Origin of the sequence: Pseudomonas sp. PICF6, assembly GCF_009831705.1 — a bacterium.
GTDB classification, from domain to species: domain Bacteria; phylum Pseudomonadota; class Gammaproteobacteria; order Pseudomonadales; family Pseudomonadaceae; genus Aquipseudomonas; species Aquipseudomonas rhizophila.
On record NZ_WUUD01000032.1, the window covers coordinates 309,703 to 326,917 of the forward strand.

The following is a 17,215-nucleotide window of genomic DNA, read 5'->3' on the forward strand; positions in this document are numbered from 1 at the left end:
CGCTGCGCTGCAGTTCCGCTGTCGCGTTACCCAGTTCGCGGATGCTCAGGGTGCGGCTGCCATCGCTACGGATCAGGCCGGTGGCGGATGGGTCCAGGCTCTCTTGGAGCAAGCCGCGCAGGGCCTGCACCCGCTCGGGCTGCGAGTGCACGTGTTGCCCGGCGGCCAATTCATCGAGCATGTCGATCAAGGCTTCATGGGCGCGCTGCGCTTCCTGGAAAAACACGTCGCTGACTGCCAGGCTGCTTTCCTCCACTGCGCCATAGAGATCGAGCAAGGCTTCACAGAGCTCGTCCACCGGGTGCAAGTCGGCCAAGTGCGCGCCTTCGCCGAGGGTGGTCAGCTCGTCCAGCAGTGCACTGAGTTCCTGGCCTTCGCCGGGGTGCTGCTGCCAACGGCGCAACAGGTTTTCGGCATCGAGCAGGATGTCCATGCCCTGGGCGAGGAAGTTGTTGATCAGTTGGGGATCGCGCTTGGTCCGCAAGCCTTTGTCCGGTGCACTGAGGGCCGTTTGCAGGCGCTCGGCCAGCAGCGTTTGGGTTCGCTGGATCAGCTCTTCTGCGCCGGGGATCGGCGCCAGGGGGTCACCGTGCAACTGACGCAAGCCCAGGCGCAACAGGCCCTCGGCCTCCAGCAGCAATTCAGTTTCATCAAGGTCGAGGGCGATCAGGTGCGCCTTGTATTCCCGGGCCAACTGGTCCATCGCGCCGGCCAGCTCGGCAATCGGCAACACGCCGGCCATTGATGCGCTGCCCTTGAGGGTATGCAAGGCTCGCTGCAATTCGTCGTTGGCCTGCAGCGGCAAGTGTTCGGCGGCCTGGTCGAGAAAGCGATTGAGGCTGGCAAGGTGACCCTGGGCTTCGTTGTCGAATATCTTCAGCAACAACGGGTCGAGGGCGGCGACATCCTGGGCGTCTTCATCGTCATCGACGCCCTTTGCCAGCGCATGGGCACGGGCGGCCAGACGGTCGACATCGTCGCGCTGACGCTGGCGGTTGTCTGCAAACTCGCTCACCAGGGCCGGTAGCAACTGCACCGTGTCATCGAGCAACTGCCGGACCGCAGCACCCGGCTCAACACTGCGCTCCAGCACCCGGTTGAGCAGGTTTTCCACAGCCCAGGCCAGCTCACCCAAGACCAGCGCCCGCACCATCCGACCGCTGCCCTTGAGGGTATGGAAGGCCCTGCGCAATTCGGCCAGGGCGCCATGGTCGTCAGGGTGAGCGACCCAGCGCGGCAGGTATTCGCGCAAAACGTCGAGCACCTCGTCGGCTTCTTCAAGGAAGACCTCGCGCAGCTCGTCGTCCACCGGATGCTCGTCCAACGGCGGCGGCAGCAGGCTACCCGGCGTGCTCCGGGCCGGCGGGTTGACCGCCGAGACCGGGCTGGCCAGCATTTGGGCCAAGGACTGCACGGTCTGCGGGTCATCCAGCTCCTGCAAGTCCTGCATGACCTGAGCCTCGTTAGGGCTCAGCACATCGTCAAGCAACGGCACCCGGGCTTCGTCGGGGAAATAACCGAGGGCACCCAGGCTGCGCTCGACCACGTCCAACAAGGGTTCGCCGGGCGTTTCCGGGTCTTCGCTCAAACGTTCCAGGTAATATTCGAGGCCGGTGATTACGTCGGCCAGGTGATCGAGTTCTTCCCAGCCCGGCTGGGCGTGATCCAACAGCAGATGCTCGCGAATGAAACCATTGCACGCCTCCACAAGGCTGGCGGCGCGGCTCAAGGGGATCATCGCCAGCGCGCCGCGCACCTGGGTCAGCAACGCCGGTAGCGCTTGCAGTTGTTCGCTGTTCCAGTCGGCGTCGATGTAGTCGACGATCATGTCCTTGGCCTGTTGCAGGCAGGTGTGGGCTTCCTTGATGACGATCTGGTGGATCTGGGTCAGGTCTGTGGTGGGCAGGTGGCTGTCTTCAGGGCTCTCGGGCTCGACGGTGCCGACCATGCCGGCCAGAGTGGCCTCGACGTAGAGCAAGGCCCCGGCGACATCCATGAGCGTCGCGTCATCCGGCTCGCGATGACCTTGGGCGAGGCTCAGGACCACCGCCAATTGATCGATGATCACTTTTCGCGGCTGACCGAAGCCGAGCACCGCCAGGGTGTCGGCGATCTGTCGCAGGGGCGCCAGCAGGCTGTCCAGCTCCGAGGCGTGCTGGCGGTCACTGCGCACGAACAGGTCGAGCCGCTCCTTGACCCGCACCAGCTCTTCGCAGAGTGCGGCGAGCACCGAGCGCATGGCATCGCGGTCCGGTCCGGCCAGGCGTGCGCGTTCTTCGTCGACCATGGCGCTGTCGGGCAGCGCGTCGTCCAGTGAGTAGCGTTCTTTCATGATCTGCATCTGCCCGCTGGGATGTTCGGCCTTGGCAATATAGAACAACAAACTCGTCAGCAACTGTGGCGGCGCCGGTTGATTGATGCCTTGCAGGCCCTGGTCCAACAGGCGCTTGAGTTCCTTGTCCGCTTCCTTGAATAAGCTGCGCAGGGCCGGGCTATTGGCGATACGCCCCTCGCGCATGCCTTCGACCAGGGCCGACGCCACCTGCCACAGCGCATTGAGCGGTGCGGCGGCGCACAGCCCTTCCAGGCGGTGGAAGACCTTGGCCAGATAGCCGAGATGGGTGGCGTCGTCCTGTTCGCGCAACAGCCCCACCAGGGCCACTTGCAGGGTCTGGCGCAGTTTGCGCAAGGTGTTGGGCAGGTCAGGCGGTTCGAGTCGCTTCAAGGCCTCGTCACTGAGCGGCGCGATCAGCGGTAACTCTGGACTGAACAGGCTGGTCTCCGACAACAGGCTCTCGCCCCGGGCGCTGCGCAAATCATTGATCAATGGCAGCACCACCAACGGCAGGTCGCGGCGGGCACCTTGGATGCGGTCCAGATAGATCGGCAACTGCCCAAGGGCCTGGCTCAACAGACTGATGGCTTCGTCGCGATGGGCGATGCGGTTGTCCTGCAGGGCGACGCACAGCTGTTCCATCTCCTCGGCCAGCAGCGCCGCACCATAGAACTCGACCATCTGCAGGCCGCCGTGCACCTGATGAATGCACGCCAGGCAATGCGCGAGGGCATCCGCCGCCTGCGGGTCGTCCACCAGGCGGTTGAGCGCCAGATGGGCCTGCTTCAGCGTTTCGGCAATCTCGCCCTTGACCCACTCCAGGGCCACATAGTCGTGCCGATCACCCATAACCACTCCAAATCAACAGTCTAAGACGCAGGAACATCAGCCCTTGTGGCGAGGGGATTTATCCCCGCTGGGCTGCGAAGCGGCCCCCTGCAATGCAGAATCCAACATCTATGTCCCAGACTGGCTATTTTGGGACTGCTTCGCAGTCCAGCGGGGATAAATCCCCTCGCCACAAAAGCTTCCTCGCCACATGACCCTTCTCAATATACAGATCCAGCCAGTTACGCCTTGTTCTCATCCGCCGCAGCCGCCGCCGGCAAAGTAAACCCCGACACCGAACGACGCAGCTGACTGGCCATTTTCGCCAGGTTGCCGATGCTCTCGGCGGTGGCGGTGGAGCCGGAAGAGGTTTGCGTGGTGATCTGCTGGATCACGTTCATGGTCAAGGAAATCTGCCCCGCCGACGTGGTCTGTTGCTGCGCCGCGTTGGAAATGCTCTGGATCAGCGCCGCCAGGGTCTTGGACACGCCTTCGATTTCTTCCAGGGCCACCCCGGCATCCTGGGCCAGTCGGGCGCCGCGCACCACTTCGGTGGTGGTCTGTTCCATGGAAATCACCGCCTCGTTGGTGTCAGCCTGAATCGCCCGCACCAGGGTCTCGATCTGCCGGGTCGCCGCCGAAGAGCGCTCCGCCAGCCGCTGCACTTCATCGGCCACCACCGCGAACCCGCGCCCGGCGTCACCGGCCATGGACGCCTGGATAGCGGCGTTGAGGGCCAGGATGTTGGTCTGGTCGGCAATGTCATCGATCAGGCTGACAATGTCGCCGATTTCCTGAGACGACTCCCCCAGGCGCTTGATGCGCTTGGCCGTGTCCTGGATCTGCTCGCGAATGTTGTCCATGCCATGAATGGTGTTGTGCACCACCTCGTTGCCTTTGTTGGCGATCTCCACGGAACGCTCGGCCACCGCCGACGACTCGGCGGCATTGGCCGAGACCTGATCGATGGACTGGGCCATTTCATTGATTGAAGTCGAAGCTTCGGATATCTGCTGGGCCTGATGTTCGGAAGCCTGCGCCAGGTGCATCGCCGTAGCCTGGGTTTCCTGCACCGCAGCGGCGACCTGGCCGGCGGTGAGGTTGATGGTGGCCACAAGGTCACGCAGTTGGTCCACCGAATAGTTGATGGAATCGGCGATGGTGCCGGTAAAGTCTTCGGTAACCGAGGCGGTCACGGTCAGGTCGCCATCGGCCAGGTCTTCGATCTCGTCCAGCAGACGCATGATCGCGTTCTGGTTGCGCTCATTCTTTTCTGCGGTTTCACGCAACTGCCGGTTGGTTTCGCGGACCATCACCAGCCCGATCAGGATGATCGACATCAGCGCCAACAGGCCCAGCACATAACCACCGATGGCGTTTGCGGAACGCCCGCCGGCCAGGTTTTCGAACGCGGTGGCCAGGTGCGACGCTTCGTCCAGCAAGGTTTGCGACAGGTTGAAGATGTTGCCTGCCGACTCGCGCACCTTGAACAACTCAGGAGAGGTTTCGAGGATTTCGTCCACCGAGCCGGAGACGAATTCGAAGAGTTCGCTGATCTCACTCAGGCGGGCCCGGGCATCGCGGTCCTGTACTTGGGAGATCTTCAAGGCCGGGTCACCTTGCGACATGCCATTGAGCACCTGACCAAAACGTGCGGCATCGCGGCCAAAGGTATCGGCGGCCTGACTGGCGTTTTCATCCCCCGCCAGCACGGTGTTCACCGCCCCGAGAATCCGTTCGGCCAGCAACGACTGGCGCTGGGCCATGGCGACCTGCGCGGCGGGCGCGCCGCGCTGCAGGAGAATTTCGACGACCTTTTCGTACTCGACCTGCAATTGCGGCACGGTTTCGGCGAGGGTCGCCGCCACCTGATGCAGCGACAGCACAGTCTGTTCGCTGGACAGGATGGCATCGGTGTTCTTGAGCAGGCGTTCCCAGTCCAGCTGTACGGCACGCATCTGCGGGCGCAGGGCAGCAGGTGCCGGTGGCAGGCCGGTCACCGGGTCGCCTTGCTTCAGGTAGCCCCAGCGCTGGGCGAAATCATTGCGCGCCTCGCTCAGCAACTTGAACGCCGCGGCCTTGCCGGCGGCCGCCTCGGTGGCGTTCTTCGCGATGCGCTGGGACAGCACCCGCAACTCACCGGCGTGGCCGATGTACTGCTTGTCGTAGTTGGACTGGGTGTTGAGGTAAGCGAAGTTGGCGAACAGCAGCATGATGAAGACAATCAGCGCGACGAACAGCACGATGATCTGCGAACGACTGCGCGACGCTTCCAGAGGCTTACCTGTATTTGCTTTGCTCATCGGTTCTCGCCTGTACTGCCCAATCCAACCCACTCACCACTGCCAACTGTAAGCAAGCCCTTGTAGTGCAGCCTGCTCAATCAGTGTGACTCTGTGGGAGCAAGGCTTGCCTGCGATGAAAACAACACGGTTTCCCGCCTACCGAGGCGCCGCCATCGCGAGCAAGCTTTGCTCCCACTGGCTCGTTCCCACAAGGGACCGTGTGGCATCTCGTCAAACAGCTACATCCATGAACCCCGGCGAGCGCGTCAGCGCAAACGGGCTGAACACCTGCCACTGCCGTTCGCCGCGAAACCGGCCCTTGACGAAGGCCGACTCCGGGCCGTCAAGGTCGTCCATCAGCGTCGGCTCCAGGCTGTCCTGGGCAAAATGCTGCAATCCGAGGACTTCATCCACCAGCAACCCGGTAAAGACCTCGTCATGATCCACCACCAGCACCCGCCGCTGCTTGCGCACGCTCGACAGCTCATGGCCGAAGAAACCGCACAAATCCATCAACGGCAATAAGCGCCCGCGCAGATTAGCCACACCACGAACCCATGGCTTGACCCCGGGCAAATGTGTGTAGCGCGGCTCGTGCAGCACTTCGCTGACTTCGCCCATGGGCGCCACGTACCAGTGTTCGCCGAGGCGAAAACCGATGCCGCTCCAGCTGTCGCCGTGGGTCGGTTGTGACGGCAGGTCCGCCCCCAGCAGCCGGCAACGCCGGTCGATCTGCAGGAGCAGTTCGAAAGCGGTCAGGGATTGGCTCATGGCCGTGTCATCAACCCGCCAGCACGTTGTTCAGGGTCTTGATCAGGGTTTCTTCGTCCACCGGTTTGGTCAGGTAGTCCTTCGCGCCTTGGCGAGTGCCCCAGACCTTGTCGGTGTCCTGGTCCTTGGTGGTGATGATGATCACCGGGATGTGCCCGGTGTCCGGATCCTTGGTCAACTGGCGCGTGGCCTGGAAACCGTTGAGGCCGGGCATGACGATATCCATCAGGACCGCGTCGGGCTTTTCCTGGCGAGCCAGGGCCACGCCGTCGGCGCCGTTTTCAGCCTTCAGGACCTGGTGGCCGTGCTTTTCCAGCATGCCGGTCAGTTTGTACATTTCGGTCGGCGAATCATCGACGATCAGAATTCGTGCCATGGTGTTCCCCATTTTTCGTTGACCCCAGGCCCGATGGCCGAGTGTCATTAATGTGCCTGGTGCGGCTGGACAGCGGCAAAGCCCGGAACATGAGCCCGTATCGCGCCCAGCAGTTCTTCCTTGCTGAAAGGCTTGGTCAAAAACTGATCGGAGCCGACAATGCGCCCCTTGGCCTTGTCGAACAAACCGTCCCGGGACGACAACATGATCACCGGCGTGGCCTTGAAAACGCTGTTGTTCTTGATCAGGGCACAAGTCTGGTAACCGTCCAGGCGCGGCATCATGATGTCGACAAAGATAATGCCCGGATGATGGTCGGCGATCTTGGCCAGGGCATCGAAGCCATCGACCGCCGTGATGACCTCGCAACCCACGTTGCGCAACAAGGTCTCGGCGGTGCGGCGGATGGTCTTCGAGTCGTCGATGACCATGACCTTCAAGGCGCTGGGTTGCTGCTGCGTAAGATGCTCTGCCATTGCCACTGCAAACCGGTTTTTAACGCGTAAGTGTGAACGACAGCGCAAACCCTTGATGTTCAAGGCCCGCACGTCACATGCCAGCCTTTTTAGCACAGTCTCCATCGCCGATCTATCGGCCGCTCGGTACAGTGGTTTTTCCTTGACCGCCAATCTTCCGGGCGCCACTCTGACGCCACTTTTTCACACCATTTGTGCCCATCAATTTTCGAGGAACCAAGCCATGAGCGTACGCGTCGGCATTGTCATGGACCCTATCGCCAGCATTTCCTATAAAAAGGATAGCTCGCTGGCCATGCTGCTGGCCGCTCAGAAGCGCGGCTGGGAGCTGTTCTACATGGAGCAGCGCGACCTCTACCAGGCCGAAGGCCAGGCGCGGGCACGGATGAAGCCGCTGAACGTCTTCGCCAACCCCGAAAAATGGTTTGAGCTGGGTACCGAACGCGATGCGCTGCTCAGCGACCTGGACGTGATCCTCATGCGCAAGGATCCGCCTTTCGACATGGAGTTCGTGTATTCCACCTACCTGCTGGAACAGGCCGAAAACGCCGGTGTGCTGGTGGTCAACAAACCCCAGAGCCTGCGCGACTGCAACGAAAAGCTGTTCGCCACGCTGTTCCCGCAATGCACGCCGCCCACCATCGTCAGCCGTCGCCCGGACGTGCTGCGTGAATTCGCCGACCATCACGGCGACGTGATCCTCAAGCCCCTGGACGGCATGGGCGGCTCCTCGATTTTCCGTCACACCGCCGGCCACCCCAACCTGTCAGTGATCCTCGAAACCCTGACCCTGCACGGTCAGCAGCAGATCATGATCCAGGGATACCTGCCGGCCATCGTCGATGGCGACAAGCGCATCCTGATGATCGACGGCGAACCGGTGGACTATTGCCTGGCGCGCATTCCCGCGGCCGGCGAAACCCGCGGCAACCTGGCGGCCGGCGGGCGTGGCGAGGCGCGTCCGTTGACTGAAAAGGACCGCTGGATCGCGGCCCAGGTCGGCCCGACCCTGCGGGAGAAAGGTCTGCTGTTCGTGGGCCTGGACGTGATCGGCGAGCACCTGACGGAAATCAACGTCACCAGCCCGACCTGCATCCGCGAGATCGACAACGCCTTCGGCACCGACATCGGCGCGATGCTGATGGATGCCATCGATCAGAAGCTCAAGGCTCGTTGATCCAGATCCTGCTGAAGGAAACCCACATTGCGTTATCATGCCCGGCCTGAAAAAAACGCGATGTTGGTTTCCTTGCCATGACCCTCCCGTCCGATCTGCCCCAAGAGCTCGCCCATCGCGGCGTGCGCCCGGCTGATCGTCTCGGTTTTACCCTGTTCCTGGCGGCATTGATCCACTTGGCACTGCTGCTGGGCGTCGGGTTTGCCACGGTAGAACCCAAACAGATCAGCCAGACCCTGGAAATCACCCTGGCCACCTTCAAAAGCGAAGCCAAGCCACAAAAAGCGGACTTCCTCGCCCAGGAAAACCAGCAAGGCAGTGGCACCCTGGAAAAAAAGGCGACGCCCAAGACCACCCAGATCGCGCCATTCCAGGACAATAAAGTGCAGAAGGTCACACCGCCGCCAGCGGCCAAGCCCGAAGTCCGGGAGACGGCGCCCAAGGCAGCCGTGACCACCGTGGCGCCGAAGCCGAAAAAAGCCCCGGTCAAGGAAGAGGTCAGGCCCGACCCCAAACCCAAGGCCCCGGTGCCCACCTTCGACAGCGCCCAACTGTCCAGCGACATCGCCAGCCTGGAAGCCGAGCTGGCCCAGGAACAGCAGTTGTATGCCAAACGCCCGCGTATCCACCGCCTGAGCGCCGCCTCGACCATGCGCGACAAGGGCGCCTGGTACAAAGATGAGTGGCGCAAGAAAGTCGAGCGCATCGGCAATCTCAACTACCCCGACGAAGCCCGGCGCAAGCAGATCTATGGCAACTTGCGGCTGCTGGTCTCGATCAACCGCGACGGCTCGTTGTATGAAGTGCTGGTGCTGGAGTCCTCCGGCCAGCCATTGCTGGATCAGGCCGCCCAGCGGATCGTGCGCCTGGCCGCGCCGTTCGCACCGTTTACCGGGGACCTGTCGGACATCGACCGCCTGGAAATCATCCGCACCTGGAAGTTCGCCCGGGGCGATCGTCTCTCCAGCAACTGACCCCATCCCCTTGTGGGAGCGAGCCTGCTCGCGATAGCAATCGAACATCCAGCATGATGTCGCCTGACACACCGCATCGCGAGCAGGCTCGCTCCCACAAGGGTTTCGTGACAGTCTCCGGCATTTGCTGCACATCCCCAGCTTGTCAGTTCGCCCCTGCGCCGCCACACTAGCGCCTATGAAAAACGTCAGCCCCACCTACCTCAAGCATCACTTCCTGATTGCCATGCCACACATGGCCGATCCGAACTTTGCCCACACCTTGACCTACATCGTCGAGCACACGGCCAATGGGGCCATGGGGCTGGTGATCAATCGGCCGCAGGAACTGAACCTGGCGGACATTCTTGAGCAGTTGCGCCCGGATGTAGAACCGCCACTCTTGTGCCAGCACGTCCCGATTTTCATCGGCGGCCCGGTGCAGACCGACCGAGGCTTCGTGCTCCACCCGACGGGGCCGTCCTACCAGGCCACCGTGGACCTGGATGGCGTATCGCTGTCCACCTCCCAGGATGTGCTGTTCGCCATCGCTGACGGCGTAGGCCCGGAAAAAAGCCTGATCGCCCTCGGCTATGCCGGTTGGGAAGCCGGGCAATTGGAAGCCGAGCTGGCCGATAACGCCTGGCTGACCTGCCCGTTCGACGCCGACATCCTGTTCAACACCAGCAGCGAACTGCGCCTGGAAGCAGCGGCCAGCCGGCTGGGGGTCAACCTCAGTCTGCTCACCAGCCAGGCAGGACACGCCTGATGGCCCTGCGCTTGCTGCTGGGCTTCGATTACGGCACCAAACAGATCGGCGTGGCGGTCGGCCAGGTGATTACCGGCCAGGCCCGCGAGCTGTGCACCCTCAAGGCGCAGAACGGCGTTCCCGACTGGAACCAGGTCGAAGCGCTGATCAAGGAGTGGAAACCCGACGCCGTGGTGGTCGGCCTGCCCCTGAACATGGACGGCACGCCCAGCGAGATGTGCGTTCGTGCGGAGAAATTCGCCCGCAGGCTCAACGGCCGCTACAACCTGCCTTTCTATACCCACGACGAGCGTCTGACCACGTTCGAGGCCAAGGGCGAACGCCTGGTACGTGGCGGGCAGAAAGGCAGTTACCGCGACAACCCGGTAGACGCCATCGCGGCCGCCCTGCTGCTGCAAGGCTGGCTCGACGCCAACGCCGCCCTGTTCGAAACCTGATTTTTTTGAAAGCGCCGCCAGGGCGCTTTCTTTTAGCGATAAACCGGGCCTCTGACCACCGGCCCGGGAACCTGAAGGAGCCAGCATGAGCCTGCCCAATCCCGCCGAACTGATCAGCCAGATGGCGATTCGTCTCACGGCGCATCTGGAACAACGCGGCATCAGCGAACCGCGCTACATCGGCATTCGCACCGGTGGCGTCTGGGTCGCCCAGGCCTTGCTCGAAGAACTGGGCAGCGATGCGCCGCTGGGCACCCTCGATGTGTCGTTCTACCGCGACGACTTCAGTCAGAACGGCCTGCACCCGCAAGTGCGCCCTTCGGCCCTGCCGTTCGAGATTGAAGGCCAGCATCTGGTATTGATCGACGATGTGCTGATGAGCGGCCGGACCATCCGCGCCGCCATGAACGAACTGTTCGATTATGGCCGCCCCGCCAGCGTGACCCTGGTGTGCCTGCTGGACCTGGACGCCGCCGAGTTGCCGATCCGCCCGAACGTGGTCGGCGCGACGCTGACGCTGGCCGCTCACGAGCGAGTCAAGCTGTCCGGCCCCGCGCCGCTGCAACTCGAACTGCAAGACCTTGCCCTTTAACTGCCCTTGTAAGAGTCCATTGCGATGACGCCTCTCGAAACCAAGCGAGCGCTACAGCTCAACGATCAGGGCCAGCTGCGGCACTTTCTGTCCCTCGACGGCCTGCGCCGCGAGCTGCTGACGGAAATCCTCGACACCGCCGATTCGTTCCTCGAAGTCGGGGCCCGGGCGGTGAAGAAAGTCCCGTTGCTGCGCGGCAAGACCGTGTGCAACGTGTTCTTCGAAAACTCCACCCGCACCCGCACCACCTTCGAACTGGCAGCCCAGCGGCTGTCGGCGGACGTGATCACCCTCAACGTATCCACCTCCTCGGCGAGCAAGGGCGAAACCCTGCTCGACACCTTGCGCAACCTCGAGGCCATGGCGGCCGACATGTTCGTCGTGCGTCACGGTGATTCCGGCGCCGCGCATTTCATTGCCGAGCATGTATGCCCGCAAGTGGCGATCATCAACGGCGGCGACGGCCGTCACGCCCACCCAACCCAGGGCATGCTGGACATGCTGACCATCCGTCGGCACAAGGGCAGCTTCGAGAACCTGTCGGTGGCTATCGTCGGCGACATCCTGCACTCGCGGGTGGCCCGTTCGAACATGCTCGCCCTCAAGACCCTCGGCTGCCCGGACATCCGCGTGATCGCGCCGAAAACCCTGCTGCCCATTGGCGTCGAGCAGTATGGCGTGAAGGTCTACACCGACATGACCGAAGGCCTCAAGGACGTGGACGTGGTGATCATGCTGCGCCTGCAGCGCGAACGCATGACCGGCGGCCTGCTGCCGAGCGAAGGCGAGTTCTACCGCCTGTTCGGCCTGACCACCGCGCGCCTGGCCGGGGCCAAGCCGGACGCCATCGTCATGCACCCGGGGCCGATCAACCGCGGGGTGGAGATCGAGTCGGCAGTGGCCGACGGACCACATTCGGTGATCCTCAACCAGGTGACCTACGGCATCGCCATCCGTATGGCCGTGCTGTCCATGGCCATGAGCGGGCAAACGGCCCAGCGCCAATTCGACCAGGAGAACGCCCAGTGAAGCTCAGCATTCTCGGCGCACGCGTGATCGATCCGGCCAGCGGCCTGGATCAAGTGACTGACATCCATATCGATGCCTGCAAAATTGTCGCCCTTGGCGCCGCTCCGGCCGGTTTTACCGCCGTCGATACCCTCAACGCCCAAGGCCTGGTGGCCGCCCCTGGCCTGGTGGACCTGAACGTCGCCCTGCGCGAACCCGGTTACAGCCGCAAAGGCAGTATCGTCAGCGAAACCCAGGCCGCCGCCGCCGGTGGCGTGACCAGTTTGTGCTGCCCGCCGCAGACCAAGCCGGTACTGGACACCTCGGCCGTGGCCGAGCTGATCCTTGATCGCGCCCGCGAAGCCGGCAACACCAAGGTCTTCCCTATCGGCGCCTTGAGCAAAGGCCTCGATGGCGAGCAATTGGCAGAACTCATTGCGCTACGCGACGCCGGTTGCGTGGCGTTCGGCAATGGCCTGAACAGTTTTCGCAATACCCGCACCCTGTGCCGCGCCCTGGAATACGCCGCGACCTTCGGCCTGACGGTGATCTTCAACTCCCAGGATCACGATCTGGCTGAAGGCGGGCTGGCCCACGAAGGCCCGACCGCCAGTTTCCTCGGCCTGCCGGGCATTCCGGAAACCGCCGAGACCGTGGCCCTGGCCCGGGACCTGCTGCTGGTGGAACAAAGCGGCGTGCGCGCACACTTCAGCCAGTTGACCAGCGCCCGCGGCGCCGCACTGATCGCCCAGGCCCAGGCTCGCGGCCTGCCCGTCACCGCCGATGTGGCACTGTACCAACTGATCCTGACCGACGAAGCTCTGATCGACTTCAACAGCGTCTATCACGTCCAACCGCCGCTGCGCACCCGCGCCGACCGCGATGGCTTGCGCGAGGCTGTGAAGTCCGGGGTGATCTCGGCCATCTCCAGCCATCACCAGCCCCACGAGCGCGATGCCAAGCTGGCACCATTCGGCGCCACGGAACCGGGCATCAGCAGTGTCGAACTGTTGCTGCCACTGGCCATGACACTGGTGGAAGACGGATTGCTGGACCTGCCGACCCTGCTCGCACGCCTGAGCAACGGCCCGGCCGACGCGCTGCAATTACCGGTGGGTAAACTGGCAGTGGGCGCGGCGGCGGACCTGGTGCTGTTCGACCCGGCGGCGTCCACTGTGGCGGGTGAAGCCTGGCGCTCCAAGGGTGACAACTGCCCGTTCCTTGGCCACAGTTTGCCGGGGGTGGTGCGTTATACGCTGATGGATGGGCGGATTACTCACCAGGCCTGACATCGCGTCGGTCTTATCGCGAGCAGGCTCGCTCCCACAGGGATCTTCGGTGAACACATAACCTGTGAACACCTTGATCCAGTGTGGGAGCGAGCCTGCTCGCGATGCAGGCGACTCGGTCTTAGTGAAAAGCCCCGCGCTTCTGCGCATTGCGAATCGAGACCTGATCGTTCAGCGTCCAGAAGTCATACAGCACCCCCAGGAAAAACACCCCGCCAGTCAGCAGGTAAAGGATGCCGGTGAGCCATTTGCCCTGGTACATGCGGTGCACACCCAGCACACCGAGAAACGTCAGCAGAATCCACGCCACGCTGTACTCGAGGGGACCCGGGGTGAAGCGCAGATCGGCCTCCCGATCCATGGCCGGAATCAGGAACAGGTCGATCAGCCAGCCGATGCCCAACAGGCCGAAGGTGAAAAACCAGATCGTGCCGGTGACCGGCTTGCCGTAGTAGAAGCGGTGGGCGCCGGTAAAGCCGAAAATCCACAAGAGATAGCCGATCACTTTGCTGTGGGTATCGCGTAAAGCGTCCTGCTGATAGCTGTTCATGAATCGCCTCTTTTGCCTCGATAGATAAATTTGTTCGGATTATTTGTGACTTTTTTATGGATTGCCGACAAGCGGTCTCCAGCGTCAGGAACCCGGTAAACCCCCGTGCTGTCTGGGTTCTGTCAGACAATCAGGTCAATATGTCGCAATTATGCGGGTTTCACCTGGGGTTGCGATTCGACAAACGGCCTCGGAACAGTAAAAAAAGCTGTTATAAAGTTGCGCGCTTACCTTCAAGAGCCCTGCCTAATGCGTCCATTTATCAAGACATGGCTAACCATTTGCCTATTATTGCCCCTGGCCGCCCACGCCACCAATCGTGAGCAACGTCTTCCCAACGTCAACGGCTACACCCCCAAATCCCATGTTTCTGCTCCTTCGAGCAAGAACAAGCGAAACGCCCAGCGTTTGAGCACCGCCAATAGCAAGCTGGTTCCGGTCATGACCGCCAAGACAAGCAGCAACGTCTTGAGCCGTGCCGTGAACGTACTGGGAACACCTTACCGTTGGGGCGGCAGTAGCCCAAGCAAAGGTTTCGATTGCAGCGGCCTGGTGAAGTACGCCTTCAACGATGCCACCTTCGACCTGCCGCGCACTTCCAATGCGATGGCCAGCGGTCACGGCCAGAAGGTCGATCGCAAGGACCTCAAGCCCGGCGATCTGATCTTCTTCAAGCTCAAGAGCCGCCGGGTCAACCACGTGGCCATCTACCTGGGTAACGACCGCTTCATCCACGCCCCGCGCCGTGGCAAGTCGGTGACCATCGACACCTTGAACAAGCCGTACTGGAACAGCCACTACGTCCTTGCCAAGCGGGTGCTGCCCAAAGAGCCGAAAGGGATGCAACTGGTTCAGCGCTGATTTGAAAGTGGCACATTTGCCAGTTCAAGCAAACTGTGGGAGCGAGCCTGTTCGCGATAGCGGTACATCCGTCAACTTCAATGTTGGCTGATCCAACGCTATCGCGAGCAAGCTCGCTCCCACAGGAGGTTTTGTGGCCGATCCTCAGAAGTTATCCGGCGTACGCGCCCGCTCCCGCGCATGTTCGCGACTGATCAGCCCCTTGTTCAGCAAATCCTTCAAACACATATCCAATGTCTGCATCCCCAGCGACCCACCGGTCTGGATCGCCGAGTACATCTGCGCCACCTTGTCCTCGCGGATCAGGTTACGGATCGCCGACGTTCCCAGCATGATTTCATGAGCCGCGACCCGGCCGCCGCCAATCTTCTTGACCAGCGTCTGTGAAATCACCGCCTGCAAGGATTCGGACAACATCGAACGAACCATGGATTTCTCATCCCCCGGGAACACGTCCACCACCCGGTCGATGGTCTTGGCCGCCGAGGTGGTGTGCAAGGTGCCAAACACCAGATGACCGGTTTCGGCGGCGGTCAGGGCCAGGCGGATGGTCTCCAGGTCACGCATCTCCCCCACCAGAATCACGTCCGGGTCTTCGCGCAGGGCTGAGCGCAGGGCCGTGGAGAAACTTTGGGTGTCGCGGTGCACTTCGCGCTGGTTGATCAGGCATTTGCGCGGCTCGTGGACAAACTCGATGGGATCTTCGATGGTGAGGATGTGATGGTGTTTGTGGGTGTTGAGGTAGTCGATCATCGCCGCCAGGGTGGTGGACTTGCCGGAGCCGGTCGGCCCGGTCACCAACACCAGCCCGCGAGGCGCCTCGGTCACTTTGCGAAACACTTCGCCCATCCCCAGGTCTTCCATGGTCAGGACTTTCGACGGGATGGTCCGGAACACCGCACCTGCACCGCGATTCTGGTTGAACGCATTGACCCGGAACCGTGCGACGCCCGGCACGTCGAAGGAAAAGTCGGTTTCCAGAAACTTCTCGTAATCTACCCGCTGCCGGTCGTTCATGATGTCGTAGATCAGCTCATGGACCTGCTTGTGGTCCAGGGCCGGCAGGTTGATCCGCCTCACATCGCCATCGACACGGATCATCGGCGGCAGCCCGGCGGACAAGTGCAGGTCCGATGCGCCCTGTTTGGCGCTGAACGCCAGTAGCTCAGTGATATCCATAGCGCTCCTCAATTCCAGTAGAATGCCGCGAACCTCACCGCTGGCGCTTCTTTAATGTCCACGATAGCAGACAACATTGCTCAGGTTAGATCGCGTATCCGCGCAGCCGAACAAGCCGCCCACCGCGACGAACACAGCGTGCAGCTGCTGGCGGTGAGCAAGACCAAGCCCGCCCAGGCCCTGCGTGAAGCCTATGCCGCCGGCCTGCGGGACTTTGGCGAGAACTATCTGCAGGAGGCGCTGGGCAAACAGGTCGAACTGACCGACCTGCCCTTGATCTGGCACTTCATCGGCCCCATTCAATCGAACAAGACGCGCGCTATCGCCGAACATTTCGACTGGGTGCATTCCGTGGATCGTTTGAAAATTGCACAACGCCTGTCCGAGCAGCGCCCGGCCGACCTACCGCCGCTGAATATCTGCATCCAGGTCAACGTCAGCGGTGAAGACAGCAAATCCGGCTGCACCGAGGCGGACCTGCCCGCTCTGGCCAGCGCCATCAGCGCGTTGCCACGCCTGAAGCTGCGTGGGTTGATGGCGATTCCCGAACCGACCGAGGAGCGTGCCGCCCAGGATGCCGCCTTCGCAGCGGTTCAACGCTTGCAAGCCGATCTGAAGCTACCGCTGGACACCCTTTCCATGGGCATGAGCCATGACCTCGAGTCGGCCATTGCCCAGGGCGCCACCTGGGTGCGGATCGGTACCGCGCTGTTTGGTGCGCGCGACTATAGCCGTAGCTAGCCGTACGCCATGCTGACTCAACTCTCTAATCAAGGACCTGTCATGAGCAACACACGTATTGCCTTCATCGGCGCCGGCAACATGGCCGCCAGCCTGATCGGCGGCCTGCGGGCCAAGGGTCTGGACGCTTCGCAGATCCGCGCCAGCGATCCGGGGGCCGAGACTCGCGCCCGGGTGAGCACAGAGCACGGCATCGAAACGTTCGCCGACAACGCCCAGGCCATCGAGGGCGCGGACGTCGTCGTGCTGGCGGTCAAGCCACAGGCGATGAAAACTGTTTGCGAGGCCATTCGTCCAAGCCTCAAACCCCATCAGATGGTGGTGTCGATCGCCGCAGGCATTACCTGCGCCAGCATGAACAAATGGCTCGGGTCCCAGCCGATCGTGCGCTGCATGCCCAACACCCCGGCGCTGCTGCGCCAGGGCGTCAGTGGGCTGTTCGCGACCGCACAAGTGACCGCCGAACAGCGCCAGCAGGCCGAAGAGCTGCTCTCGGCCGTAGGCCTGGCACTGTGGCTGGAAACCGAGCAGCAACTGGATGCGGTGACGGCCGTGTCCGGCTCGGGCCCGGCATACTTTTTCCTGCTG

At 62.3% G+C, this 17,215-nt stretch carries 17 protein-coding genes; 10 read left to right on the forward strand and 7 right to left on the reverse strand.

Annotation, left to right across the window (positions count from 1 at the left end; genetic code table 11):
- The 5 genes from GSM73_RS27770 to GSM73_RS21965 form a co-directional block, all read right to left on the reverse strand.
- The coding region (locus GSM73_RS27770) for an Hpt domain-containing protein (RefSeq protein ID WP_256677045.1) at positions 1-3,184 on the reverse strand (3,184 nt) is incomplete at its 3' end.
- A gap of 221 nt (positions 3,185-3,405) precedes the next feature.
- Entirely contained in the window at positions 3,406-5,466 is a 2,061-nt protein-coding gene (locus GSM73_RS21950) for a methyl-accepting chemotaxis protein (protein WP_047225995.1), read from the reverse strand.
- Between the two features lie 213 nt (positions 5,467-5,679).
- Complete coding sequence (locus tag GSM73_RS21955; protein ID WP_047225996.1) at positions 5,680-6,219, reverse strand: chemotaxis protein CheW; 540 nt, start codon at positions 6,217-6,219, stop codon at positions 5,680-5,682.
- Positions 6,220-6,229: 10 nt separating this feature from the next.
- Positions 6,230-6,595: a twitching motility response regulator PilH gene (gene pilH, locus GSM73_RS21960; protein WP_047226188.1), complete on the reverse strand. Its 366-nt coding sequence runs from the start codon at positions 6,593-6,595 to the stop codon at positions 6,230-6,232.
- Between the two features lie 47 nt (positions 6,596-6,642).
- Positions 6,643-7,071 (reverse strand): PleD family two-component system response regulator, encoded by a 429-nt coding sequence (locus GSM73_RS21965; protein WP_047225997.1) that lies wholly within the window; start codon positions 7,069-7,071, stop codon positions 6,643-6,645.
- A gap of 223 nt (positions 7,072-7,294) precedes the next feature.
- Here GSM73_RS21965 and gshB point away from each other — a divergent pair, with 223 nt between their 5' ends.
- From gshB to GSM73_RS22000, 7 genes are all read left to right on the forward strand, one after another.
- Positions 7,295-8,248, forward strand: coding sequence for a glutathione synthase (gene gshB / locus GSM73_RS21970; protein ID WP_107321400.1), 954 nt, complete (start codon positions 7,295-7,297; stop codon positions 8,246-8,248).
- Between the two features lie 77 nt (positions 8,249-8,325).
- Positions 8,326-9,222: an energy transducer TonB gene (locus GSM73_RS21975; RefSeq protein WP_047225999.1), complete on the forward strand. Its 897-nt coding sequence runs from the start codon at positions 8,326-8,328 to the stop codon at positions 9,220-9,222.
- Positions 9,223-9,400: 178 nt separating this feature from the next.
- On the forward strand, positions 9,401-9,970 hold the full coding sequence (locus tag GSM73_RS21980) for a YqgE/AlgH family protein (protein ID WP_047226000.1): 570 nt from the start codon (positions 9,401-9,403) through the stop codon (positions 9,968-9,970).
- The gene (gene ruvX / locus GSM73_RS21985; protein ID WP_047226001.1) at positions 9,970-10,407 is read left to right on the forward strand and encodes a Holliday junction resolvase RuvX; all 438 of its coding nucleotides are present in this window, start codon (positions 9,970-9,972) and stop codon (positions 10,405-10,407) included. The genes GSM73_RS21980 and ruvX overlap by 1 nt, the downstream gene beginning before the upstream one ends.
- Positions 10,408-10,492: 85 nt before the next feature.
- On the forward strand, positions 10,493-10,999 hold the full coding sequence (gene pyrR, locus GSM73_RS21990; RefSeq protein ID WP_047226002.1) for a bifunctional pyr operon transcriptional regulator/uracil phosphoribosyltransferase PyrR: 507 nt from the start codon (positions 10,493-10,495) through the stop codon (positions 10,997-10,999).
- A 24-nt stretch (positions 11,000-11,023) separates the two neighbouring features.
- The gene (locus tag GSM73_RS21995) at positions 11,024-12,028 is read left to right on the forward strand and encodes an aspartate carbamoyltransferase catalytic subunit (RefSeq protein WP_047226003.1); all 1,005 of its coding nucleotides are present in this window, start codon (positions 11,024-11,026) and stop codon (positions 12,026-12,028) included.
- Positions 12,025-13,296: a dihydroorotase gene (locus GSM73_RS22000; protein ID WP_076383024.1), complete on the forward strand. Its 1,272-nt coding sequence runs from the start codon at positions 12,025-12,027 to the stop codon at positions 13,294-13,296. Before GSM73_RS21995 ends, GSM73_RS22000 begins: the two co-directional genes overlap by 4 nt.
- A 121-nt stretch (positions 13,297-13,417) precedes the next feature.
- On the opposite strand, the gene GSM73_RS22005 is transcribed toward GSM73_RS22000, so the two are convergent.
- Entirely contained in the window at positions 13,418-13,846 is a 429-nt protein-coding gene (locus tag GSM73_RS22005; RefSeq protein ID WP_047226005.1) for a TM2 domain-containing protein, read from the reverse strand.
- 249 nt (positions 13,847-14,095) lie between these two features.
- Here GSM73_RS22005 and GSM73_RS22010 point away from each other — a divergent pair, with 249 nt between their 5' ends.
- Positions 14,096-14,707 carry a C40 family peptidase gene (locus tag GSM73_RS22010; RefSeq protein ID WP_047226006.1) on the forward strand — a complete coding sequence of 204 codons (612 nt, stop codon included), beginning with the start codon at positions 14,096-14,098 and terminating at the stop codon, positions 14,705-14,707.
- Positions 14,708-14,851: 144 nt separating this feature from the next.
- Here the strand turns inward: GSM73_RS22010 and GSM73_RS22015 are convergent, their stop codons facing one another.
- Positions 14,852-15,886, reverse strand: a complete 1,035-nt coding sequence (locus GSM73_RS22015; RefSeq protein ID WP_047226007.1) for a type IV pilus twitching motility protein PilT — start codon at positions 15,884-15,886, stop codon at positions 14,852-14,854.
- Positions 15,887-15,940: 54 nt separating this feature from the next.
- Between GSM73_RS22015 and GSM73_RS22020 the strand changes: the two genes are divergently transcribed.
- Together GSM73_RS22020 and GSM73_RS22025 are read left to right on the forward strand one after the other, a co-directional pair.
- Complete coding sequence (locus GSM73_RS22020) at positions 15,941-16,627, forward strand: YggS family pyridoxal phosphate-dependent enzyme (protein ID WP_160893816.1); 687 nt, start codon at positions 15,941-15,943, stop codon at positions 16,625-16,627.
- A 42-nt stretch (positions 16,628-16,669) separates the two neighbouring features.
- A partial coding sequence (locus GSM73_RS22025) for a pyrroline-5-carboxylate reductase (protein ID WP_256677046.1) occupies positions 16,670-17,215 on the forward strand: 546 nt, incomplete at its 3' end.